The sequence below is a fragment of the Salinisphaera sp. Q1T1-3 genome (genome assembly GCF_003602005.1).
Lineage (GTDB): Bacteria > Pseudomonadota > Gammaproteobacteria > Nevskiales > Salinisphaeraceae > Salinisphaera.
In genome coordinates this window covers 120,994-144,702 of sequence record NZ_QZWD01000010.1, presented here as the reverse complement: position 1 = coordinate 144,702, position 23,709 = coordinate 120,994, and the positions used below count along the sequence as shown (strand labels likewise).

Sequence of the window (23,709 nt, the reverse complement as noted above, 5' to 3'; positions counted from 1 at the left end):
GCGCGCCCTGAAATCGACGATAGACGGCAAGACGAGGCGTCGCAGGCGCCGTGCAGCCATTCTGCGCCAGCGGGCTACAACGCTGTATTGCCGTCGTGTTTTTGACTTCGGGGCACTTGTCTCTTCGGGTTGGGCCGCCCATGAAAAATCGACGATGGGCGCCCCGCGGCGTTGCGAGTCTGGATCGTGGCACGCCACGATCGGCGACTCGCGCCTTGCCGAACACCCTGTGGTCGCTCGACGAAAAGGCGCTCGAGCGAAACCGCAACAGCCCCTTGCGTGCTACATGACGTCGCCGCTGTTCGGGCCGAGCGTCTGGCCGACGTAGAGATCGCCGTCGGGCGAGGCGGCCAGCATGAGGGCCGAAGGCGCGACTTCCCGGGCTTCGCCGAAGCGTCCCAGTGGCAGTTCGGCCTGTTTGTCGGCCACCCACGCATCGCTCAGGCCGGAGAGCATCGTCGTCATGATCGGCCCTGGCGCAATCGCATTGGCCAGGACATTGTTCACGGCCAGCTCGCGCGCGATGGATTTCGTGAAACCGATGATGCCGGCTTTCGCCGCGCTGTAGTGCGACAGGCCCACGCCGCCTTTCTGTGCCAGCTGCGAGGCGACGTTGATGATGCGCCCGGACTGTCGGGCAACCATGTGGGGGGCGACGTGGCGACAGGTCAGAAACGTCCCGCGCAGATTGACCTCGATCATCCCGTCGAAGGTCGCGGTCGGCATGTCCACCAGCGTCGATTGCGTGAGTATGCCGGCGCTATTGACCAGGATGTCGATGCGGCCGTGTGCCTGGATGGTGGCCTCGACCACCGCCTGCACGTTGTCTTCCGATGTGACGTCCAGCGCTCGGGCCTGGGCGCGGGGGCCCAGCGTCTCGGCGACCGCGCGGCATCCGGCCTCGTCCCGGTCTGCAACGATGACGAACGCACCGTGCTCGTGAAACAACTCGGCCGTCGCACGGCCGATGCCGCTGGCGCCGCCGACAACGAGCGCGATCTTGTGTTCCAGTTTCGATGACACGGGGCCTCCTAGCTCGGCCATTTGACGGTCAGGCCGCCGTCGACGACGAATTCCTGCCCGGTGACATAGGCTGCATTGTCATCGGTGAGAAACTGTATGACGCGGGCGACCTCCTCGGCACTGCCGACCCGGCCGAGCGGGATGTTGCCGGCCGCACTGGCCAATCCGTCCGGGCCGAGCGAGTTCACCGGGTCCCTGGATTGCGGCGTCTCGATCAGGCCGGGGACGACCGTGTTCACACGGATGCCACGCGGCGCGAGTTCGACGGCCAACGACCGTACCAACCCCATCAATCCGCTCTTGGCCGCGGCGTAATGGGCGTGATTGTCCCAGCCGTAGACGCCGCCGGCGATCGAGGAGACAGCCACCATCGCGCCGGGCTGGGTCATCACGCGTGCCCCGGCTCGCATGAGACGCATGACGCCACCGAGGTCGACGGAGAGCATGTCGTCCCAGTGCTCGTCGCGCATGGCCTCGATCGAGGACTGGCGCAGAATACCGGCACTGGCGACGACGATATCGAGTCGCCCGAACACGGCGATGGCCTCGTCGGCGATGGCCTCGCAGGCGGCCGTATCGCGCACGTCGAGGGCACGGGTGACACAGCGCCCGCCCGCCGTCTCGACGGCGGCCACGGTTTCCGCGATATCGTGCGGATCGTCGGGATAATAGCCGGCGACGACGTGGGCGCCGGCGCGCGCGTAAGCGACGGCCAGGGCCTGGCCGATCCCGCTGGCCGCGCCGGAGATCAGGGCGACCTTGTCGGCCAGCCCGTCGTCTCGAACGAGAGTAGACATATCCGAACCTCTATGTCGGTCAGTGATGGTTTTGATCGATCTTGCGTGTGCCGAGCATCAGCAGGCCGCTGGCCAGCAGGGGTACCGAGCCGGCGAGAATCGCGCTCCAGGTCATGGGGACATCGAATGCCAGCAGCACGGAGATCAGCCCGGAACCGACGATCGCGCCCAGCGGTGCCATCACGTGGGCCACATTGGCACCGGTCCCGCGTACGTGCGGCGGAAAGGATTCGCCCATGTAGAACAGGATCGCGGCGAACGGCCCGAGCAGGAAGAACAGCGTCGTTGCGTAGGCCACATAGCCGAACATCGGGATCGGCGGTCCGAGCAGCATGACGATGCTGGCGATGCCGCCGAGCACGAACCCCCCGAGTACCGTATTGCGTCGCCCGAAGCGATCGCCGATCCAGCCGTGCGTCAGGTAGCCGACGAAGCCGACCGCGTTGGCCAGAATCAGAACGTTGAGGGAATCCTCGAAGGTGATGCCCTTAGCTTCGACGAGCACGGTCGTGCCGAGCACCGAAAAGACCTGAATCGCCATCCAGCTGAACAGCCAGACCAGAGACAGCGAAATCGTGTGCATCCGCAGTTCCGGTCCGAACACGCCCTTGAGCCCGCTGCCGGCGCCCGGCGCGGTTTCGATATCGTGTTCGCGCGCCAGGGCGGCCGCGCCTTCGTGATCGCCCCGCTCGCGGCGGCGCTCGACTTCCCGCATCGCGGCGAAGACCGGCGACTCGGGCAGCCAGATCGCCAGCACCAGCACGATGAGCGAGGCCGCGGCAGCCACCACGAAACTACCGCGCCAGCCGATGCTGGGCAGCAGCAGGGCGACCATGCCGGAGGCCAGCAGGGCACCGACCGGCCAGCCACTCTGTACCAGGCTGTAGAGAAAGCCGCGACCCTTCGTCTTCTTGAAGATCTCGTTGAGATAGACCGCGTTGACGACTTCCTCGGACACCGCGAAGCCGGAGAAGCCGCGGATGATGATCATGCTCGCCGCGCCCACGGCCAGCCCCGAAAAGCCGGAGCTCAGGGCGCCGCCGATGACCAGCAGGATAAGGGCTTTCTTGCGCCCGAGCCGGTCGAGGATCGTGCCGACGAGCAACGAGACGATGAACACACCGACCGTGGCCCAGGTATTGACCGCCGTCGCTTCGGCCGGGCTCCAGCCGAAATCCTTGGCGATGACCGGCAACAGGGTACCGAACAGGGTGTAGTCGTAGATCGAGGCGACCCAGGCGATGAAGCACACCAGCGCGACATAGGCCACGCGTCGGTTGCTCAGTTTGACGTTCCAGGGTTCGGGGCCGGCGGCGTCCGATGGCCGATGCAGATCCGTCATGGGTATCGTCTTCCGTTGTCGTTGTGATGCGTCGGCGGGGGGCTGACAGGCGTCGCAGCCGGTGGCGGCGACGACGCCCCTCGGCGAGGCGCCTGCTAGCCGGCGTTGCGCGGTCGGCGGCGGGCGAAGTCGTCGGCGATGTCGTCGAACGTGCAGAACCGAACGCCGTCGTGGCCGAGCATGTGCTCGATCAGACGTTCGAGCATCATCAACACCTGAGGCCGGCCGGAGACATCCGGATGGATGGTGATCGTGAACACCGCGTAGTCGTTCTCGCGATAGACCCAGTCGAACTGGTCCTGCCACATCTCGCCCAGATGACGCGGATTCACGAAGCCGTGGCTGTTCGGGGCGTTCTTGATGAACAGCATCGGCGGCAGATCGTCGAGATACCAGTTGGCCGGGATCTCGATCAGATCGGTCTCCTGGCCGCGCGTGAGCGGCTTCATCCACTCGCGAGCGGATTTGGAATAGTCGATCTTCGTCCATTCATCGCCCACGCGGACGTAGTAGGGATGAAAATCGTCGTGCATCAGGCTGTGGTCGTACTTGATGCCGCGTTCCAGCAACAGTTCGTTGGTGATCGGGCTGAATTCCCACCACGGCGCGACATAGCCGGTCGGCCGCTTGCCGCTGAGCCCGCTGACCAGCTCGATGCTGTAATCCAGGACGTCGCGTTCCTGTTCACGGCTCATCGCAATCGGGTTTTCGTGACTGTAGCCGTGCACGCCGATCTCGTGGCCGGCTTCGGCCACGGCCTTCATCTGGTCCGGGAAGGTCTCGATGCTGTGGCCCGGAATGAACCAGGTCGTGTCGAGGTTGTATCGCTTGAACAGATTGAGCAGACGCGGCGTGCCGACTTCGCCGGCGAACAGCCCGCGCGAGATATCGTCGGGGGAATCTTCGCCGCCATACGAGCCGAGCCAGCCGGCAACGGCATCGACATCGACGCCGAACGCGCAGAGGATTTCCTTTTGGGCCATGGGGCTCTCCTTCGAGGGTCGCGACCGGTAACCGGCCGTCGGGTTGGATGAGGCGAGAATCGAGCGATGCCGCGTCAGAAGACGCGGTTGTCCGCCCGGCTGTCGGTCAGTGCCGCATCGACCGCGCGTGCGGTGCGCAGCAGCGTTGGATCGGTCCCGGTGGCGCTACTCAGCTGCAGGCTGGTGTGCTGGCCGGCGTTGTCGGTGCCGCTCGGCAGGGCAACGGCCGGGGCATCCAGAAAACTTGCGACCATGGTCAGGCGCAGGATCTCGCGGTTGACCGCGGCGAAGTGTTCGTCGTCGGCCTCGAGCGGGCCGAGCAGGGGCGCGACATCCGCCACCGTGGGCGAGATGACCACGGCACCCGCGGTTTCCGCGGCATGGGCACGTGCCAGTTCGCGGCGCAACCGATAGAGCGTGACGATCTGTTCCGGACGGATCGTCGCCGCTTCGCCGAGCCGGCGCGCAACGCGCGGGTCCAGTTCGCCAGCCTGCGCGGATGCCAGCAGGGCCTGGTGTTCGGTGTAGGCCTCGGCGGCACCGATCCAGCCGTATTGCCGGATGGCAGCCAGCACATCGTGGATCGACGTCACGCGGCGTTCGATGATCGAAAAGCCGGCGGCGCGCAGTCGTTCGCATGCGGCCAGCAGATGGGTTCGGATCGCCGGGGCGAGGTGTGCATCCTCGAGCAGGCCGGTCTCGAGGATGAGGGGCGCGGCCGTGTCCGGCGTCGCGGGGCCGAGGTCTTCGGGCACGGTTTCGCCGGCGATCGCGGCATCGACGGCCAGACAGCCCGACAGATCATTGGCGATCACACCGACCGTATCGGTACTGCGCGCCAGCGGCACGACGCCGTCGCGTGAATGACGTGCCTGGGTCGGGCGATACGCAGCCAATCCGTTGAAAGCCGCCGGAATACGCAATGAGCCGGCGGTATCGGTGCCCAGGCCCGCCGTCACGAGCCCCTGCGCGATCGCCACGGCCGTGCCGGAACTGGAACCGCCCGGCGCGCGGGCTGGCCCGTCGCCGGGCGTGTGGTGCGGCGTGCCGTAGTGCGGATTCAGCCCGAGGCCGGAATAGGCCAGTTCGCTGAGGTTGGTCTTGCCGATACAGACCAGGCCGGCCGCGCTGGCGTGACGCATGGCCGGTGCGTCACGTTCGGCGACCCGATCGAGTCGACAGCGGCTGCCGGCGGTGGTCGACGTGCCGGCCATATCGAAGATGTCCTTGCAGACGATGGGCACGCCATCCAGCGGTCCGACCGGGTAGCCGGCCCGATGCCGTCGGGCGGACGCCTCGGCTTCGCGACGGGCCCGCTCGGGCGTCAGCTGTGTGAAGACGGTCGGGCGAGTGGTCGCGGCAGTCAGGCATCGCTCGACGAGTGCGGCAGGATCGAGTGCGCTCTGAGCCAGCGCCTGGCCCTGGCTCAGGGCGCCCTGTGTCGTGCGGTGCTCGTCGGTCATGCAGGCCCTCGTCATATCGATGCGGCGCGGCGATCGGCCGGCCGGAAGCACTGGCTTCGTTTATGCATCTTGTCGACAAAAATCATATTGGCGCAACCAAAAGCGACGACGCCGCCGTGCGACTTTGGTCTAAATAGCTTTATAAATGCCTGAAAAAGACCGATATTGATCATCGGTTAGTCGCAATTGGTGAAACGCTTGATGACAATGTCGACGAACGCCATTAATGCGCCGGCTTGTCGTCGTCGGTGTGCCCGACCCGGTCTCGGGCCGATCGCGATCGACGGCTCCGTACGTGGCGGCCGCGCTGACGGTATGGCGTGGCGGCCGCTGCCCGGGCCCTGGAAAATTCAAGAGCCGGTCTTGGTATCTGCCTCGCCAACCGGCCGTGGGCGCGCGCCCACGGCCGACACGGGTTAGCATGCGCAGGCGATTCACGCGTGACCCACGGAGCGCTGCTTCTGTCGTCGAAATCCGTTCAGGAATCTGCACGCGCGGCCGGGCGGCCGCTGCGTTACCAGGCGATCTACGATGCGCTGGGCCGGGCGCTGCGCGAAGGCCGCGTCAGCCCGGGGCTGGTGTTGCTCGAAGGGCCGGTAGCGCGCATTTTTGGCACCAGCCGCGGTCCGGTGCGAAAAGCCTTCGAGCAGTTGCATCGCGACGGCTTGATCAGCCGTTTCGACGGCCGCGGCTTTCTGGCGACCGATCGCCCGGCGCACGTGCCGCCGCGTCGCGAGACGTTGACGGCGGCCCGACTCGGCCTGGCCGCCGACGGGGCGCCGGTCGTCGATACCCGCCCGACCGCGGAGCGGATCTATGCCGAGGTCGAGCACGCGGTCTCGACATCCATCGCCTTCGGCCAGTTCCGCGTGGTCGAGCTGTCGCTGAGCCAGCATTTCGGGGTCAGCCGCACGGTCGCCCGGGAAATGCTGGCGCGCTTGTCGCATCAGGGGCTGATCGAAAAGGACGGTCAGTCCCACTGGCTGGCCGGGCCGCTGACCGCGAAAGCGGTGGCCGACGATTACGAGATTCTGCGGCTCATGGAGCCGCCGGCGCTTCGAGCCGCCGCACCGGCGATCCCGCGCGAGACGCTACGCCCGGTCCAGCAACGCCTGGCCCAACTCATCGCCGGCGATGTCCCGGTCGATGCGACGATTCTCACCGGGCTCGAACGCGAGCTGCACGCGCACTATCTGTCCTGCTACGCCAATCGCAAGGCCGCGAACATGATGGCCCGCAGCCAGCTGCCGCGCGTGGTCAATCGCATATTCTTCGACACGCTCGGTGTGACCTGCGACGAGCCGTTCTTCGTCGAGCACAAACTGGTCATCGATCATCTGCTCTACGGCGCCTACGATGCGGCGGCATCAAGCCTGCTCGCGCATCTGGACGCCGCCGCGGCCCGGACCCGGCGGCGCCTGAAAGTCCTCTCGGTCTTCACCGAACCGGCGTTGCCGTCGTATCTCGTGCGCACCTGCTGAACAACCACATCGTGCTGCCGTCTTCGAGCGGCACGTCAATCGAGGAGGAATGAATGTGCGGACTCTGTGGCGCGCTCGGCGGTGAAGATCACTGGACGGCGCATCTGTCGGTGGCCGAGCAGGCCGACGTGCGTCGGCGCCAGCGGGCCTACCGCATCGGGCTGATCAATACCGTGCTGCGCGCGCCTCGCCTGACGCTCACCGATTTCCAGTCGAGCCGCTACGTGCTGGCCGGTGCCACCGGCAAGCGGGCGATCGTCGACGACCTGGGCGGCATCTGGCAGCAGGCCGAGACGATGACCGGCGCGTCGCTCGACCCGCTGGATCCCGAATTTCTCGACGGTCTGGGCACATGACGGCAACGGATGCGTCCCTCATACCGGTCAATGTGGTGTCGGGATTTCTCGGCGCCGGCAAGACATCGCTGCTCAAGCGCGTGCTGGCCAGCGAGGCGTTCGGCGAAAGTGCGGTGCTCATCAACGAGTTCGGCGATGTCGGCATCGACGATCTCCTGCTCGGCGAAATCGCCGAAGATGCTGTACTGCTGAGCAGCGGTTGCGTGTGCTGCACGATACGCCAGGAATTGTCCGAGGCCCTGGCGCGGCTGCTGGAGCTGCGCGCCGACGGGCGGATTCCATGCTTCAAGCGCGTGATCCTCGAGACCACCGGGCTGGCCGACCCGGGGCCCATCGCCTCGACGATCACGGCCGACCCGATGCTGCGCCATCATCTGCGTCCCGGGATCAACCTGACCGTGGTCGATGCGATCCATGCCGGCGACAGCGAAACCGCGTACACCGTCTGGGCGGATCAGGTTGCCGCAGCCGACAAGCTGATCATCAGCAAGACGGATCTGGCGGACACCGATCGTGTCGATACGCTCCGTGACCGGCTGACCACGATCAATCCTACCGCCGAGATTCTCGGTCCGGACGCAATCGCCCAGCCGACGACGGCGCTGTTCCGGCAGGGCCCGCACGTCGCCCGCTGGGGCGCGGCGGAGACACGCCGCTGGCTCGGTTTGCGGCCGGTGGGCACGCCAGCGGTGCGCGAGAGCGCGCATCCGGATACCGTCTCGTCGTTCCGGCTTCGTCTGGCGGGGGAGGTCGACTGGACCTGCCTCGGTGTCTGGCTGTCGATGTTGCTGAACCGCCACGGACAACGGATCCTGCGGGTCAAGGGCGTGCTTCAGGTCCGCGGCGGGCGCGATCCGGTCATCGTCCACGGCGTTCAGCACACGATCCATCCACCCGAGCACGTCCGTGACTGGCCGTGCGACGACGACCGGTCCGAGCTGGTGTTCATCACGCGTGGGATTGCCGGGGACCGGATCGTGGCCTCGCTCGATGGCTTCATGAAGCGCGTGAGCGCCTATCCCGCGCCGGTGATATCGCATGTCTGAGTCAACGACGGCCGGCGGCCGGACACCACCCTACGTCAATCGCGCCCGGGTGACGCTGCGCGTGCTCGGGACTTCGGTGACGCTGCTCGATTGCATCCGCGATCAGGCGCGGCGCGATCTGGGCATCGATCTGCGCTTCGAGGTGCTCGACGGTGTGGCGGCCCAGCGTGTTGGCGTGCTCTCGCCCGAGACATTCGATATCTACGATCAGTGGTTCCACAACGTGGACTTCGTCTGGCCGGCAGCGGTGATGCAGCCGATCGACGCCCAGCGCATTCGGTACTGGCCGGAAGTCAACGCACTGCCCAAGACCGGCCGGCTGGTGCCGCACGCTGCCCTCGGCGCCGGCTGCAACCCGGTCGATCGATTGTATGTCCAGCCCGACGGCACGTTCGGCTCTCGCCCGAGCGAGCGGCTGACGATGCTGCCCGTCTGCCACAATGCCGACAGTTTCGGCTATCGCACCGACATGCTGCCGTCGACACTGGCCGACCGGCGCGAGAGCTGGGCCTGGCTCGTCGATCCGAGCTGGAGCGGACGCATCAGCATCCAGAACGATGGGGCCATCGGTGCGCTGGATGCTGCACTCGCGATACGTGCGAGCGACGACTGGCACCCGCAGGATATCGGCAATCTCACGGTCGCCGAAATCGATGGCCTGATGGAACGGCTTGTCGCGCTGAAGAAGAAACGCTGTTTCTCTGCCTTCTGGGACGGCGACGCCGAGGTCACGCACGGCATGGCGGCCGGCGATATCGCGATCGGTAGCCTGTGGTCGCCGGCGCTCGCCGAACTACGGCGGCTGGGGGCGCCGATTCGTCTCGCCGCGCCGGAGGAAGGCTACCGGGCCTGGTACGGCGGCATGTCCATCGCACGGCATGTCACCGGGCGCACGCTCGATGCCGCCTACGATTACATGAACTGGTGGCTGTCGGGCTGGCCCGGGGCGATCATGGCCCGTCAAGGGTATTACATCGCCAATCCGGCGCGTAGTCGCGAGCATCTGTCCGATGCCGAATGGGGCTACTGGTATCAGGGGCGCCCGGCAGCCCGGGATTTGCCGGGGCCGCGCGGCGAACCCGGGCTGATCCGTCGGGGCGAAGTGCGCGACGGCGGCGATTATCATGCGCGGATGAGCCGGATCGCGGTCTGGAACTCGGTCATGGATGAACACAACTACCTGGTGCGCCGCTGGCATCAGATGGTGGGCGCGTGAGCATGCCGCAGACGCGGGGCTTCGGCCGGACCAATCAATCCGGCCCGTCGACGGCATGAGGCACATTGGCCGAGGCTATACGGCGTTGCTCAACGCCCAGGGTGCGTTATTCAGCTGGTTGGGCGGGCTGCTCGGTCCGGGGCTCGCGAACGTCAGTTTCATGGCGGCGGGGATCGCCGCGCCGGGTTTCTGGATTGGCCTCGGCGGCGTCGTGCTCAACCTGTGCGTCGCTTACAGCGGCCTTCGCCGGGACAGGCGCCGTCGGCGATCGGATGTCATCGCCTACGGCGTGGTGCCGATGGCCTGTCTCGTGGTGGGGCTGGCGTGGTTGGGGCTGATCCGGGCCTGACGAGACGGCGCGGCAGTCGCCATGTGCGAACGGCGTGCGATGTTCGCCGCTTGTGATATCGACGTGCTAAGACAAACGAGCCGTCGGTTGTTGTCTGTTTTCCATCGCCGGTGCCATCGACGGGCAGGGCAGACACGACGGCCGTATCCGCCGACCCGCCCGTCGCACCGGCCGAGGAGGCTCGTGATGTCTCGCCGAATGCGTTTTCGATCCCGTCTGCAGCGCCGTATGTCCTGTCTCGGCCTGTTGACGCTCGCACTCTGCGCCAGCGCCGCCGCGGCGGCCGAAACCTTCATTGTCGAGGGCGATCGCGGCACGCGTCTGCGCGCCGAGGGCGTGGCGCGCTTCGACAAGCCCTGGGCGATGACGATGCTGCCGGATCGCACCATGCTCGTCACCGAGCAGGCCGGTCGCCTGTGGCATGTCCGACCCGACGGTCGCCGCACCGAGGTCTCGGGCGTGCCCGAGGTGGCCTATGGCGGCCAGGGTGGGCTGGGCGATGTGATCGCCGACCCGGACTTTCAATCCAATCGGCGCGTGTATCTGTCCTATGCGACCAGCAATGACAACGGGCAGACGCGGGGTGCAGCGGTGGCGCGCGCCACGCTGGCCGGTCCGCCCGAGGCACCGCGTCTGACCGAAATCACGCGGCTCTGGCAGCAGCAGCCGTTCGTGACCGGAACCGGTCATTACTCACATCGGCTGGCTATCGGGCCCGCCGGCACGCCACAGGCCGGTTATCTGTTCATCACCTCCGGCGAGCGACAGAAGCAGTCGCCCGCGCAGGCCATGGACAGCAATCTCGGCAAGATCATTCGCCTGCATCGCGACGGGCGCGTGCCGAGCGACAACCCGTTTGCCGAGCGCGGCGGTCTGGCGGCCCAGTTCTGGTCCATCGGCCATCGCAATCTGCTCGGCATTGCCTTCGACGAGACCGGCCATCTGTGGGCGCAGGAAATGGGCCCGCGTCACGGCGACGAGCTCAATCGCATCGAGCCCGGTGCCAATTATGGCTGGCCCGAGGTCTCCGAGGGCGATCATTACGACGGCCGCGCGATTCCCGATCACGCGACGGCGCCGTCCTATCACGCGCCGGCCGTGGCCTGGGTGCCGGCGATCTCGCCGGCCGGGCTCACGTTCTATGACGGTCAGCGTTTCGACGGCTGGCAGGGCAATGCGTTACTTGGCGGATTGAGCTCGAAGGCCCTGGTCCGCGTGGCCATGGGCAAAGACAATGTGCACGAGGCGGAACGCTACAGCTGGGACCGGCGCGTGCGCGAGGTTGAAGTGGCCGATGATGGCGCGATCTGGGTGCTCGAGGACAACGACGGCCGACTGCTGCGGCTCACGCCGGCATCGAGCTGACAATCAGGGCACTGCCGAGGTCGCCCGCAGCGATGTAAAGCGCCGGTCCGGGCGGTGCGAGGCGCGCCCGGCGACGCCGCGGGCGGACGTCGGTGGCCCGGGTCGTGCATAGTCGGGGCAACGACTTTCGGATTCGCGCCCGCGAATCCACCACGGACGACATGCATGACCGCCACTGCTGATCTGACCCGCGAAGAACTCTACGAACGCGCACAGGCGCTTGATATCGCCGGCCGCTCCGGCATGAGCAAGGCTGAACTGGTCGAGGCCATCGACGGACAGACCGCAGAGGAATCGCTGCGCGTGGCCTCGCGTGTCGATGCGTTTCGGCATCTGGCCGAAACTGTCGCAGCGGGCGAATTCGTCCTGCGCCCCAGAGCGCTGGCCGGTTATGACCGACGCCAGCATATTCGCCAGTGCCTGCGCGAGGACCACGTCAACCGTATCGCGGCTTCGGCCGAGGACACGGATCGAAAATTCGACGCCCTAGCGGCTTCGCGTTTTGCCTTTTTCCGCGGGACCGCGTTTCTGTTCTACCGCGACATGGCCGGCGACGATGCCTGGATGCCGACCGTGCTCGCCCTGGGGGATGTGCATCCGGAAAACTTCGGCGTGATGCCGAACGTCAACAACGTGCCCATCTTTTCGGTCAACGATTTCGACGAGGCGTACTACGCGCCATTCACCTGGGACATCAAGCGTGGGGCGACCGGTTTCGTGCTGGCCGCGGCCGAGGAGGGCGAACTCGACCGCAAGCAGCAGGCCAAGATCGTGCGTCATTTCGTGCGTGGCTACGTCGAGGACATGCAACGGCTGGCCCGCGATGGCACCGAGCAGAACGAAGAGATGCGCTATGACAACGCGCCCAAACTGATCCGGCAACTGTTCGAATCCGCCGAGGAGAGCCGTGCCTCGTGGCTCGACGCAGACTATCTCAACGAGGATCGGTCCGGTTTTCGTTCCAACGAAGAGCTGGTGCCGATATCGTCGCGACGCAGCGAATTCCAGACGTTGATCGAACAATGGGTACGCACCAACGAAATCGAGGTGCCGGCGCGTGCCAAGGGCATGCGCGTCAAGGATGTGGCACTGCGCCGTGGGCAGGGCACCGCCTCGCTCGGTCTGAATCGCTATTACGTGCTCATCGAAGGACCCGAGCGTGACGGCAGCGATGATCTGATCATAGAATTCAAGCAGGCGCGCCATTCCGCGCTGGCAGGGCTGGTACCGCCCTCGGCCTATGAAAAGAACACCAAGGGCGAGCGGATCAGCCATGCGCAGGAAGTGCACCTCGTACGCGGCGATGTGTTCTACGGCCACGTCACATTCGAGGGATTGAGCTACATGTCGCGCGAGCGGGCCCCGTTCCGCGACGACATCGATCTGGACGATCTGTCCAAGAAGGACTGGCGCCGATACGCCCGGATCTGTGGCCAGGTTCTGGCCCGGGTGCACGCCCTGTCGGATGAGTCCGGTATGATCGACTACGACCTCGAACCGGCCATCGTCCAGGCTATCGGGCCGACCGAGCTGTTCGTCGCCGACATGGTCGAATTCGCGCTGGAAACCGCGGACCGACTCGCGCGTGATCACGAGATGTTCAAGGCCGATCACGACCGGGGCGCCTTCAAGCACCTGGACTTCGTACATGGGTGACAGAGCGCCGCGCTGGTGATCCGACACAGCCAGCAGGCAGCGGACGGCGACGGCATCCGGTCAGGAGGCAGTCGGTCGTCGCGCTGTGCCATGGCGCGGCATCTGTGGCGTCGCGCCCCCGCCCGTTGCCGACAACGCGACGAGAGAGAGTCTGGATATCATGTTTAATTTGAACGCCGGCCGCGCCGAATCAGGGCTTCGACAATCGGCGGTGTCGGCCAGCGTGGCCCATCGCCCGGGCCGAGGGTGGCGTCGACGCGCTGTCGCTGTCTGTCTTGTGCTGGTCATGAGCGCCGCGGTGACCGGCTGCGTATCGGTCCCCGAGGGCACCACGCCGGTTTCGGGCTTCAAACTCGATCGGTATCTCGGCCGCTGGTACGAGATCGCGCGGCTCGATCACCGATTCGAATCCGGCCTCGACTGCGTCACGGCCGACTATAGCCGCCGGCCAAAGGGCGGCGTGCGGGTGGTCAATCGCGGTGTCGAGCTTGCCGATGACAAAGCCAGCCAGGCGGTTGGCAAGGCCTATTTCGTCGACGGGCCGGACATTGCCGCCTTCAAGGTCAGTTTTTTCGGACCGTTCTACGCGGGATACAACGTCCTGGCGCTCGATCCGCAATACCGCCATGCGCTCGTTGCCGGCTCGAACCGGAACTATCTCTGGCTGCTGTCGCGTCAGCCGACGATGGATCCCGAGACTCGTCGCGCCTGGGTCGACAAGGCCCGCAAGCGCGGCTTTCCGGTCGATGATCTGGTCTATCCGAAACAAGGCAGCGTCTGCACGCCCTATCGACAGACCGATGACAAAGCGTCCGGCATTAAGACGTGAAACAAGCGACCGATACGTCGCCTGCTGGCCGAATCAACTGCCAGGCGAGGCGGTGCGCGGGCGGTCCAGCCCGCTCGGCAGCACGGTCCACGTGCGACACGGCATGAATCAATCGTATTGCGAGCGGGCATAAAAAAAGCCCCTGCGACTGCAGAGGCTTTTCTTGATTGGTGGAGGCGGCGGGAATCGAACCCGCGTCCGCGGACTCTCAACCCTCGGATCTACATGCTTATCTCGTCTTTAGTTGTCGGCGTGTGCTACCCGACGAAAAGGGAAGGCACACGCGTATCTTCGTTTGCTCTTAACGGGTCAGCCCGAAGCAGGGCCTTACCGCGAGTCTGTGTGATATGACACCCGTGACCGAAAGCACAGACACTTACCGGGCGGGCGCTAGCGGGTTTTAGGCCGCCAGTGCGTAGTTGTCGTCGTTCGCAACTAGCTTAAGTTGCAACCGGATTAACGAGGAAGATTGCAACCTCGGCATGCACCTTGGGTTTTGACATCCGCGTCGAAGCCATGTCGCCCCCGTAGAACGTCGATATTGTAACAGCTGGCAGCCATGAAAGGGATGCGTCCGAGAACATTGTCGCCGCAAGTGCCGTTGCGGACGCCAATCGCTGTCAGATCAGAGATTGTGGTCGCAGGCGCTGCCGTTCAAGGCGCGAGCACCGACCGGCGGCCTGCGTGGGATTTCGGCGCGCCGTCTCAGCCGTCGCTACGCATGATCTGGGCCTTGCGGCGCTGCCAGTCCTGTTGTTTCTTGGTTTCGCGCTTGTCGTGCTTGGCCTTGCCCTTGGCCAGGGCGATCTCGAGCTTGGCCTTGCCGCGGCTCCAGTACATGGCCGTCGGCACGACGGTATAGCCCTTCTGCTCGGTTGCGCCGACCAGCGTGGCCAGTTCGCGCTCGTGAAGCAGGAGCTTGCGCGTACGGGTGGCGTCGGCGATCACATGCGTGGACGCCGACTCCAGAGGCTGGATATGGCTGCCGAGTAGGAAGGCCTCCCGGTCTTTGATCAGTACGTAGGCCTCCGCGATGCGGCCCTTGCCGGCGCGCAGGGATTTCACCTCCCAGCCTTCGAGCACCAGGCCGGCCTCCATCTTGTCTTCGAGGAAGTAGTCATGACGCGCGCGGCGATTGAGCGCAATGGTCGATCCGCCGCCGGTCTTTTTGTCTTTGGCTTTGCTCATGGACGCTAGTATAGCGTCGAAGGCAAGGCATGCGAGGGCTGTTTTGGGATCGCCGTGGACGCCCATGCGCGCCGTCGACATCATGACGCGCCGGAGTCGCATGATCACCGGCCGACACGCCGCGGCCATCGCACGCTATCCTGTCTGCGTGTTACGCAGACGACAGCCGGGCGAATCAGGCCCGCGGGCAAACCAGGCAGGATCGTCATGAGTCAAGCGGTGTCCCGTCACGTGGAAGTGGTGCTCGCTCTGCCGAGCGGTTGTCGTCGGCGACAGGTCGCGATTGATTGGCGCGATACGATCGCCGACGCGGTCGCAGCGTCGGGGCTGGCCGGGATCTGCGCGCGTGAGACGGGCCAGGCGCCCGCAGCCTACGGGGTTTATGGGCGCAAGGTCCGCCCGGAAGACAAGCCGGCTGACGGGGATCGTATCGAAATCCTGCGGCCGCTGGAGATCGATCCGCGCGCGGCGCGCCGCGATCGCGTGGCCCGGCGAGATTGACGCGACACGAAATGGACGAGAGTTGACGCTGCTGATCCACCGGCAGTGCCGAGCGCATTCTCATTGCCACGCGTTCGCTGCCTCGGATTCGCCTGCGTGATGCCCGGATGACACGCCCGTTTCGCGGCACGGCGATAGTCCGTCTGGCGATGGTCTTGGCCAAAGCAGCGTGAGAGGGTGATCGAGACGCTTCACACGCGCCGGTATCGCATGCTGGCAGGGCACGCAGGCGCGCGTGATGGCGTGGTCAGGCGTGGCCACGAGCCTGGTGCCGGCGGCCGAATCATCGCGTATCGCGCTGAGTCGCTGATGATCAGGCGGCGGGTCCGGTCGAGCCCGACCAGCGCGACGACATGTTTAGCCGACGCCATTGCCGACGCGCAGGCGATGCCGCGCGTCGACAATACCGGCTGTTTACATGCCGGGTTGCCCGGGTAACGGCGGCAGTGAACTGTCGTTGCCGGCGCCGGTCGGTCGGGCGCGGCCATCGGCCGGCACGTTGCCGCCCGTTGGCGTGCGATCGGTCTGTGGCCGATTGGTATCGGTGTGCGGAATCTGCTGGCTCGCATTGCCTAGGGCCGTCGGCGCCTGTGCCCCGCGCGGCTGCGTGCCCACCGGGGCGCCCGGCGTGCCGACCGTGCCCGGTGCCGTGGCATCTTCCGTCGGCCCGTTCTGCTGCCCCATCTTGGCGATCGCTGCCTGGTATTCATCGTCGCCGGTCATCCGATTCAGGCGGTTGTCGACGAAATACAGGTTCAGCTGCGACTGGCGGACGTGGGCTCGCGGGTTGCGATAATAGAAGACATAGTCCCAGCGGTCGGTCTCGAACGGCGCCTTGATCAGTGGCGTGCCGAGAACATAGGCGACCTGCTTCTTAGACATGCCCAGCTTGAGTTGCTGAACCTGATCCGCGGTCACGATGTTGCCCTGGGCGATGGGTACGCGGAAGAACACGGGCAGGCTGCATGCCGTCAATGACAGGAGCAGCACCAGCGCGGCAATGGGTTTCATGACGAGGTGTCCCCGTTTTTCTCTGGCAATCGGCAAACCGCTTTTCTCCATTGTTACCGTACGATCGCTGTGTGATGCCGACATGTTGATGCCGGACGATACAGGGTGGACGTATCGGATCGCACTTCATGAGACCGCATGGACGCGTGTGCGCGCTCAAGCCGCACCCTAGCAGGCTTTCACTTCCCCTTACGCGAGCTGCATGATACGGCAGGGCTTTTCGCGCTGCCAAACGCCGTTGCGGTATGGCGGTGGCGCGCGCTTCAGGCGGGCGCGGCGGCCGCCCGCGCGATCATGTCCGCGGCATGTGCACGCGTCTGCTCGGTCAGTTCCACGCCGCCGAGCATGCGGGCGAGTTCTTCAACGCGTGCTTCGTCATCCAGCGCCTGAATGCGGGTTCGGGTCTGACCGTCGCGAACCTGCTTGGCGACATGCAGATGATGGGCGGCCTGGGCGGCCACCTGTGGCAGATGGGTGACGCAAAGAGACTGTCCGGCGAGGCCGAGACGACGCAGTTGGCGGCCGACGATTTCGGCGACGCCGCCGCCGATGCCGGTATCGACCTCGTCGAAGACCAGCGTCGGCACGCGGGTGCGTGTCGCCGCGATGACCTCGATGGCCAGACTGATGCGCGACAGCTCGCCCCCGGAGGCGACCCGATCCAGCGGCCGGGCACTCTGGCCCGGGTTGGCGGCGATGAGGAATTCGATGTGATCGGTGCCGGTATCGTTGACACGGTCGCTGGCCTGGCTGCGGACACGGACCGCGAATTCGCCCTCGGGCATGCCGAGGGTCTGGATGATGTCGGTGATGGCCTGGCCGAGTGTGGACGCTGCCTGCTCGCGTGCCGCACTGAGTGTGGCAGCCGCTTCGTGAAAGACGGCCAGCTGCGCCTGTTCGGCTTCCTTGAGTTCGGCGAGCCGGGCGCCGGCGCCTTCGAGTTCGGCGAGCTCGGCCTGTAGCTCGGCGGTCAGCGTCGGAATATCGGCAGCGCTGACATGGTGCTTGCGTGCGATATCGCGGATCGTGCCCAGCCGATTCTCGACTTCGGTGAATCGCTGCGGGTCGATGTCGAGATTCTCCACGTGACGCCGCAGGCTGTCGGCGGCTTCCTGGGCCTGGATGAGGGCACTGGAGACCAGCTCGGCAATCGGCTCGAAGCCGTCGTCGATCGTGGCGAGCTCGCCGATCAGGCGTTCGGCCGCGCCGAGTCGCTCGGCAGCGGCACCGTCCTCGGCCTCATACAACAGCGCCAGTGCGCGCTGGCCGTCACCAATCAGGCGTTCGGCGCTCGCCAGACGCTTGTGCTCGGCTTCCAGGTCCGCGACTTCGTCGTCGGCCAGGCCCAGCTGTTCGAGTTCGCCGACCTGATAGCGCAACAGATCGACCCGGCTGTCGCCGTCGCTGTCACGCTGTTCGATGCGAGCGATGGCACGTCGCGTCTCGCGCAGATTGCGGGCGGCCTGTGCCACGGCGGCGAGGGCGTCGCCGTGCTCGCCGTATTCGTCCAGAAGGTTGCGCTGGGCATCGCGGCCGAGCAGCGATTGATGGGCATGCTGGCCGTGGATGTCGACCAGGCAACGACCCAGGGCCCGCAGCTCGCGTACGGGCATGGGCGTGCCGTTGACCCAGCCGCGGCTGCGGCCCTCCCGGGCGACGACGCGCCGGATCACGCATTCGTCGTCGCCGTCGAGCTCGTGGTCGACCAGCCAGGCCGCGGCGGCCGGGGCATCGGCCAACGAGAATCTTGCCGTGATATCGGCGCGTTCGCAGCCATCACGTACCGCGCCGCCGTCGGCGCGCTCGCCGAGGACCAGGTTGAGGGCATCCACCAGGATCGACTTGCCGGCCCCGGTCTCGCCGGAAAGCACGGTCATGCCCGGCCCGAATTCAACGGACAGTCGATCGATGATCGCGAAATCGCGAATGGAGATTTCTGCCAGCATGTCTCACCCAGTTCGGTCGGGGCGATCACGATCTGGCCCCGTCGGAAAACTGTATGGGTGTACAGCCTACACGAATCTCAGAGCTTGGGAACCTGCTGCCCGCGTCCCCAGTGAAGCTTGTTGCGCAGGATATTGAAGTAGTCGTAGCCGGGCGGATGGATGAGCCGCAGGTCGTGATCGGCCCGAGACATGACCACGCTGTCGCCGGCTTCCAGGGCGCGGGTGACCTGGCCATCGCTGGTGAAGAGGGCCGAACCGTCCAGCGAACCCGCGACGCGGATTTCGATTTCGTGCTGTCCGTCGACGATCAACGGTCGATCGGAGAGCGTGTGCGGGCAGATGGGCACGAGCGCCAGGGCGTTCAGTCCGGGGTGGAGAACCGGTCCGCCGCCGGACAGGGCATAGGCGGTCGAGCCGGTCGGTGTGGCCACCACCATGCCGTCGGCACGATGATGACTGATGAAGTCGCCGTTCATGTAGGTATCGAAGTCCAGAACGCGGGCGAAGGCCTGGTTCCGAATCACGCATTCATTGATCGCCGGCAGCGGCGCATCGTGCGTGGCATGTCCCGCCCGTCGCACCCAGGCCGAGAGCATCAGACGCGATTCGGCGATGTAATGGCCGGCAAACACGTCGTCGAGCGTGGCCTTCATGTCGTCGGGCAGGACATCGACCATGAAACCCAACCGCCCGAGATTGATGCCAAGCAGGGGCGTGCCGTCTGCGGCGACCGTGCGCCCGGCATCGAGCAGCGTGCCGTCGCCGCCGACCACGACGATCAGGTCGCAGGCCGCCCCGAGCGCCTCGCGCGGACAGGCCCGCACGCCGTAGTCGGCTGCCTCGTGATGATCGTCGATGTAGACGGTCTTGCCGCGGGCGAGCAGGTCCGTTGTCAATCCGGCGAGTGTGCGCGCCACGCCGGTATCGTTTCGTTTGGCAAAAATGCCGATCGTGTGGAAGGCGTCGGCCATCGCTGTTGTCTACACCGGATGAATGAGTCACAAGCATTCACGCATGCGGGCATGATTTCAACGCATGGCCGGTGACCGGTTCGTCGATTGGCCTGTTCGATGACGACGATCGAAAATGCCTTGAAAAGCACCGGCTGAGCCCAATTCTGTTCGTGTCGAGCGGCAGATCGCCGATCGATTGGCATACCGCTCATACCTGCAACACCGAACAAGTGGGGATCTCATGAGTCAGCAAGACAAGCCGGATACGCCGCGAAACGAAGCCGAGCCCGAGGACGCGGCGACGTCTCGCCCGGCGCCGGATGTCGAATCGGCCGACGAGGCCGGCGATGCGGCAACCGATCAGGCCGATCCGGATGTCGAGACGCTTGCCGCCGAACTCGCCGAAGCACAGGCCGAGGCCAAGAAGTATCGCGAGCAGGCGGTACGAACGCAGGCCGAGATGGAAAACGTGCGAAAGCGAGCCCAGCGCGAGACCGAATCCGCCAAGAAGTTCGCGATCGAAAAGTTCGTCACCGAACTGCTGGGTGTGCGCGACAGCCTCGAGCTTGGCCTGCAGGCCGCCGAAGACAACCACGGTGACTTCGACAAGCTCAAGGAAGGCATGGAGATGACCAACCGCATGCTGGCCTCGAGCATGGAAAAGGCCGGTGTCGAAGTCATCAACCCGCAGGGCGAGACGTTCGATCCGGAATACCACGAAGCGGTGTCCACGCAGCCGACGGACGAGTTGCCGCCGAACGCAGTGGCTTCGGTGATGCAGAAGGGCTATACGCTCAACGGCCGTGTGCTCCGGGCAGCGATGGTGATGGTGGCCAAGCCTGTCGATCAGGGCTGAACAAACCGCCGGGGACATCGGTTGAAAAAGTCACCGTCGTACCCCAGATCAACGATCAAGCAATGATTTTTCGGCTGCAGCGCAGCACTGACAAGGAATTCAAAGAGGGATAACAAGCCATGGGCAAGATTATCGGTATCGACCTAGGCACCACGAACTCGTGTGTCGCGGTGCTCGAAGGCGACAACCCCCGCGTGATCGAAAACGCCGAGGGTGAGCGCACCACGCCGTCCGTCGTCGCGTTCACCGACGATGACGAGACGCTCGTCGGACGCCCGGCCAAGCGCCAAGCCGTTACCAACCCGACGAATACGCTGTACGCGATCAAGCGTCTGATTGGCCGTACCTACGATGATCCGACCACCAAGAAGGACATCGACACGGTCCCCTATCAGATCGTGAAGTCCGACAACGGCGATGCCTGGGTTCAGGTCGGCGACAAGAAGATGGCGCCGCCGGAAATCTCGGCCAAGGTGCTGCAGAAGATGAAGAGCACCGCCGAGGACTATCTCGGCGAGAAGGTCACCGAGGCGGTCATCACCGTGCCGGCCTACTTCAACGACGCGCAGCGCCAGGCCACGAAGGACGCCGGTCGGATTGCGGGCCTCGAGGTCAAGCGCATCATCAACGAGCCGACCGCGGCAGCGCTGGCCTATGGTCTCGACAAGAAGGGCGACAAGAAGATCGCGGTCTATGACCTCGGTGGTGGCACCTTCGATATCTCGATCATCGAAGTGGCCGAAGTCGACGGCGAACACCAGTTCGAAGTCCATGCCACGAACGGCGATACGTTCCTCGGCGGCGAAGACTTCGACAATCAGATCATCGAGCACATCGCGGCCGAGTTCGAGAAAGAGCAGGGCGTTGATCTGCGCAAGGACAAGCTCGCGCTGCAGCGTCTGAAGGAAGCCGCGGAGAAGGCCAAGATCGAGCTGTCCTCCACGCAGCAGACCGAGATCAACCTGCCGTACGTGACGGCGGATCAGTCCGGTCCGAAGCATCTCAACATGAAGATGACGCGGGCCAAGCTGGAAAGCCTGGTCGAAGACCTGGTCGCCCGCACGATCGATCCGTGCCGCACCGCGCTCAAGGATGCGGGCATGAAGGCCTCGGACATCGACGACGTGATTCTCGTCGGTGGCCAGACCCGCATGCCGGCCGTGCAGGAAGCGGTCAAGAGCTTCTTCGGCAAGGATGCCCGCAAGGACGTCAACCCGGACGAAGCGGTTGCCGTGGGCGCGGCCATTCAGGGCTCGGTCCTGTCGGGCGACACCAAGGACGTGCTGCTGCTGGACGTCACGCCGCTGTCGCTGGGTATCGAAACGCTTGGTGGCAAGATGACCAAGCTGATCGAGAAGAACACCACGATTCCGACGCGCAAGTCGGAAACCTTCTCGACCGCCGAGGACAACCAGCCGGCCGTGACCGTTCACGTGCTGCAAGGTGAGCGCGAGCAGGCCAGCGCCAACAAGTCGCTGGGCCGCTTTGACCTGTCGGACATTCCGCCGGCGCCGCGTGGTACGCCGCAGATCGAGGTCACCTTCGATATCGATGCCAACGGCATTCTGAACGTCTCGGCCAAGGACAAGGCGACCGGCAAGGAACAGTCCATCGAGATTCGGGCCTCGTCCGGCCTGTCCGACGACGAAGTCGACCAGATGGTCAAGGATGCCGAAGCGCACGCCGAAGAGGATGCGAAGTTCAACGAGCTGATCTCGGCGCGAAACCAGGCCGACAGCCTGATCCACGGCATCGAGAAGTCGATGCGTGATCTCGGCGACAAGGTCTCGGACGACGAGAAGAAGCCGGTGGATGACGCGATCGCCGAGCTGCGTACCGCGCTGGAAGGCGACGACAAGGACGACATCGAGGCCAAGACGCAGAAGCTGTCGGAAGCCTCGGCGCCGATCATGGAAAAAGCCTACGGCCAGGGCCAGGAAGGCGCGGAAGGCGCCGAGGGTGCCCAGGCGCAAGGCGAGCAGCAGTCGAGCAGCGACGACGACGTCGTCGACGCCGACTTCGAAGAGGTCAAGGACGACGACAAGAAGTCCGGCACCAACTCGTAAGGTACGCGGCTCGACCGCGACGCGCCGGGGCGGCCTGTGCCGCCCCGGCATTTTTTGATCAGCATTCCGGATGCTTGATGCAATCGCCCGATCCACTTGCCGGACGATTGCATCAGGGACCCCGTAAAGACGACGACCATGGCGAAACGCGATTACTACGAAGTGCTGGGCGTATCCAAGAGTTCGTCCAAGGACGAGATCAAGAAGGCCTATCGACGTCTGGCCATGAAGAACCACCCGGACCGCAATCCGGGTGACGAAGAGGCCGAGGCGCGTTTCAAGGAGGCCTCCGAGGCTTACGAGGTGCTCTCCGACGACCAGAAGAAGGCAGCCTACGATCAGTTCGGCCATGCCGGTCTGGGCGGCGCTGGCGGTGGAGGCGGCGGCTTCGGCGGCGCCGGCGCCGGCGGTTTCGGCGATATCTTCGGCGATATCTTTTCCGACATCTTCGGTGGCGGCATGGGCGGCGGCGGTCGTCGGGCCGCACGCGGTGCGGATCTGCGCTATGACCTCGACCTCGATCTGGAGACCGCGATCGAGGGCGACACGGTCGAGATTCGCATCCCGACGCTCGAGCAATGCGAGACCTGCGGCGGCGACGGCGCGGAACCAGGCTCTCCGGTCGATACCTGCGATACCTGCAAGGGGCAGGGCCAGGTCCGTATCCAGCAGGGCTTCCTGTCCATCCAGCAGACCTGCCCGGACTGTCAGGGGTCGGGCAAGAAGGTTCGCAATCCGTGCAAGAAATGCCACGGCGACGGCCGGGTCCAGTCGTCCAAGACCCTGTCGGTGAAAGTGCCGCCGGGCGTCGACAACGGCGATCGGATTCGCCTGTCGGGCGAAGGAGAAGCCGGCGAGATGGGTGGCCCGGCCGGCGATCTGTATGTGCAGATCAACGTCAAGCCCCACGAGTTCTTCGTGCGCGACGGCAACAATCTGCGCGCCAATGTGCCCGTCGACATGATTACCGCGGCCCTTGGCGGCGATATCGACGTGCCGACGCTCAAGGGCAAGGTCAGCCTGCGCGTGCCGGCCGAGACTCAGTCCGGCAAGACTTTCCGCCTGCGTGGCAAGGGTGTGCAGTCCGTACGGACCTCCTCGCCGGGCGATCTGCTGGTCAAGGTCAGCGTTGAAACGCCGGTGAACCTGAACTCCAAGCAGAAGAAGATGCTTGAGGAGCTACGTGAGTCGCTGGAGGCCAGCAGCCACAGCCACAGTCCGGCGACGACGAGCTGGCTCGACAAGGCCAAGCGTTTCTTCGGCGAGCATCTGAACTAGGCCC

At 65.3% G+C, this 23,709-nt stretch carries 22 protein-coding genes and 1 other RNA gene; 12 read left to right on the top strand and 11 right to left on the bottom strand.

All coding sequences use genetic code 11. The features are described from left to right. Positions 1-282: 282 nt before the first annotated feature. From D3260_RS11070 to D3260_RS17840, 6 genes are all read right to left on the bottom strand, one after another. A complete protein-coding gene (locus D3260_RS11070; protein WP_199671469.1) occupies positions 283-1,023 on the bottom strand; it encodes an SDR family NAD(P)-dependent oxidoreductase in 741 nt (246 codons plus the stop codon). Between the two features lie 8 nt (positions 1,024-1,031). Then, positions 1,032-1,820, bottom strand: a complete 789-nt coding sequence (locus D3260_RS11065) for an SDR family NAD(P)-dependent oxidoreductase (RefSeq protein ID WP_120098654.1) — start codon at positions 1,818-1,820, stop codon at positions 1,032-1,034. 19 nt (positions 1,821-1,839) lie between these two features. After that, complete coding sequence (locus D3260_RS11060) at positions 1,840-3,162, bottom strand: MFS transporter (RefSeq protein WP_120098653.1); 1,323 nt, start codon at positions 3,160-3,162, stop codon at positions 1,840-1,842. Positions 3,163-3,257: 95 nt separating this feature from the next. Further along, positions 3,258-4,145 (bottom strand): polysaccharide deacetylase, encoded by an 888-nt coding sequence (locus D3260_RS11055; protein ID WP_120098652.1) that lies wholly within the window; start codon positions 4,143-4,145, stop codon positions 3,258-3,260. A 74-nt stretch (positions 4,146-4,219) separates the two neighbouring features. Beyond that, positions 4,220-5,608, bottom strand: coding sequence for an amidase family protein (locus D3260_RS11050; RefSeq protein WP_158583502.1), 1,389 nt, complete (start codon positions 5,606-5,608; stop codon positions 4,220-4,222). 11 nt (positions 5,609-5,619) lie between these two features. Then, complete coding sequence (locus tag D3260_RS17840; RefSeq protein WP_233544037.1) at positions 5,620-5,781, bottom strand: hypothetical protein; 162 nt, start codon at positions 5,779-5,781, stop codon at positions 5,620-5,622. A gap of 267 nt (positions 5,782-6,048) precedes the next feature. Here D3260_RS17840 and D3260_RS11045 point away from each other — a divergent pair, with 267 nt between their 5' ends. From D3260_RS11045 to D3260_RS11010, 8 genes are all read left to right on the top strand, one after another. After that, positions 6,049-7,089: a GntR family transcriptional regulator gene (locus D3260_RS11045; RefSeq protein ID WP_158583501.1), complete on the top strand. Its 1,041-nt coding sequence runs from the start codon at positions 6,049-6,051 to the stop codon at positions 7,087-7,089. A gap of 53 nt (positions 7,090-7,142) precedes the next feature. Continuing rightward, entirely contained in the window at positions 7,143-7,445 is a 303-nt protein-coding gene (locus tag D3260_RS11040) for a hypothetical protein (protein ID WP_120098649.1), read from the top strand. Then, a complete protein-coding gene (locus D3260_RS11035) occupies positions 7,442-8,491 on the top strand; it encodes a GTP-binding protein (RefSeq protein ID WP_120098648.1) in 1,050 nt (349 codons plus the stop codon). The genes D3260_RS11040 and D3260_RS11035 overlap by 4 nt, the downstream gene beginning before the upstream one ends. Continuing rightward, positions 8,484-9,707 (top strand): PotD/PotF family extracellular solute-binding protein, encoded by a 1,224-nt coding sequence (locus D3260_RS11030; RefSeq protein WP_120098647.1) that lies wholly within the window; start codon positions 8,484-8,486, stop codon positions 9,705-9,707. The genes D3260_RS11035 and D3260_RS11030 overlap by 8 nt, the downstream gene beginning before the upstream one ends. A gap of 55 nt (positions 9,708-9,762) precedes the next feature. Further along, positions 9,763-10,056 (top strand): hypothetical protein, encoded by a 294-nt coding sequence (locus D3260_RS11025; RefSeq protein ID WP_120098646.1) that lies wholly within the window; start codon positions 9,763-9,765, stop codon positions 10,054-10,056. Between the two features lie 186 nt (positions 10,057-10,242). Further along, the gene (locus D3260_RS11020; RefSeq protein WP_199671468.1) at positions 10,243-11,421 is read left to right on the top strand and encodes a PQQ-dependent sugar dehydrogenase; all 1,179 of its coding nucleotides are present in this window, start codon (positions 10,243-10,245) and stop codon (positions 11,419-11,421) included. 165 nt (positions 11,422-11,586) lie between these two features. Beyond that, positions 11,587-13,077 (top strand): DUF2252 family protein, encoded by a 1,491-nt coding sequence (locus D3260_RS11015; RefSeq protein WP_120098644.1) that lies wholly within the window; start codon positions 11,587-11,589, stop codon positions 13,075-13,077. 286 nt (positions 13,078-13,363) lie between these two features. Then, a complete protein-coding gene (locus tag D3260_RS11010) occupies positions 13,364-13,906 on the top strand; it encodes a lipocalin family protein (RefSeq protein WP_120098674.1) in 543 nt (180 codons plus the stop codon). Positions 13,907-14,074: 168 nt separating this feature from the next. Here the strand turns inward: D3260_RS11010 and ssrA are convergent. Continuing rightward, positions 14,075-14,433, bottom strand: a transfer-messenger RNA (tmRNA) gene (gene ssrA / locus D3260_RS11005). Between the two features lie 178 nt (positions 14,434-14,611). Further along, positions 14,612-15,094: an SsrA-binding protein SmpB gene (smpB, locus tag D3260_RS11000; RefSeq protein WP_120098643.1), complete on the bottom strand. Its 483-nt coding sequence runs from the start codon at positions 15,092-15,094 to the stop codon at positions 14,612-14,614. 207 nt (positions 15,095-15,301) lie between these two features. On the opposite strand from smpB, the gene D3260_RS10995 reads away from it, so the two are divergent. Continuing rightward, a complete protein-coding gene (locus D3260_RS10995; protein ID WP_120098642.1) occupies positions 15,302-15,595 on the top strand; it encodes an RnfH family protein in 294 nt (97 codons plus the stop codon). Between the two features lie 414 nt (positions 15,596-16,009). On the opposite strand, the gene D3260_RS10990 is transcribed toward D3260_RS10995, so the two are convergent. The 3 genes from D3260_RS10990 to D3260_RS10980 form a co-directional block, all read right to left on the bottom strand. Continuing rightward, positions 16,010-16,606: an outer membrane protein assembly factor BamE gene (locus tag D3260_RS10990; protein WP_158583500.1), complete on the bottom strand. Its 597-nt coding sequence runs from the start codon at positions 16,604-16,606 to the stop codon at positions 16,010-16,012. Between the two features lie 263 nt (positions 16,607-16,869). Next, complete coding sequence (gene recN, locus D3260_RS10985; protein WP_120098640.1) at positions 16,870-18,552, bottom strand: DNA repair protein RecN; 1,683 nt, start codon at positions 18,550-18,552, stop codon at positions 16,870-16,872. Between the two features lie 77 nt (positions 18,553-18,629). Then, positions 18,630-19,523, bottom strand: coding sequence for an NAD(+) kinase (locus D3260_RS10980; RefSeq protein WP_120098639.1), 894 nt, complete (start codon positions 19,521-19,523; stop codon positions 18,630-18,632). 223 nt (positions 19,524-19,746) lie between these two features. On the opposite strand from D3260_RS10980, the gene grpE reads away from it, so the two are divergent. The 3 genes from grpE to dnaJ all read left to right on the top strand — a co-directional run bounded on the left by grpE (position 19,747) and on the right by dnaJ (position 23,705). Next, a complete protein-coding gene (gene grpE / locus D3260_RS10975; RefSeq protein WP_120098638.1) occupies positions 19,747-20,361 on the top strand; it encodes a nucleotide exchange factor GrpE in 615 nt (204 codons plus the stop codon). A gap of 119 nt (positions 20,362-20,480) precedes the next feature. Beyond that, positions 20,481-22,427 (top strand): molecular chaperone DnaK, encoded by a 1,947-nt coding sequence (gene dnaK, locus D3260_RS10970; RefSeq protein WP_120098637.1) that lies wholly within the window; start codon positions 20,481-20,483, stop codon positions 22,425-22,427. Between the two features lie 138 nt (positions 22,428-22,565). Further along, positions 22,566-23,705: a molecular chaperone DnaJ gene (gene dnaJ, locus D3260_RS10965; protein WP_120098636.1), complete on the top strand. Its 1,140-nt coding sequence runs from the start codon at positions 22,566-22,568 to the stop codon at positions 23,703-23,705. Positions 23,706-23,709: the final 4 nt, after the last annotated feature.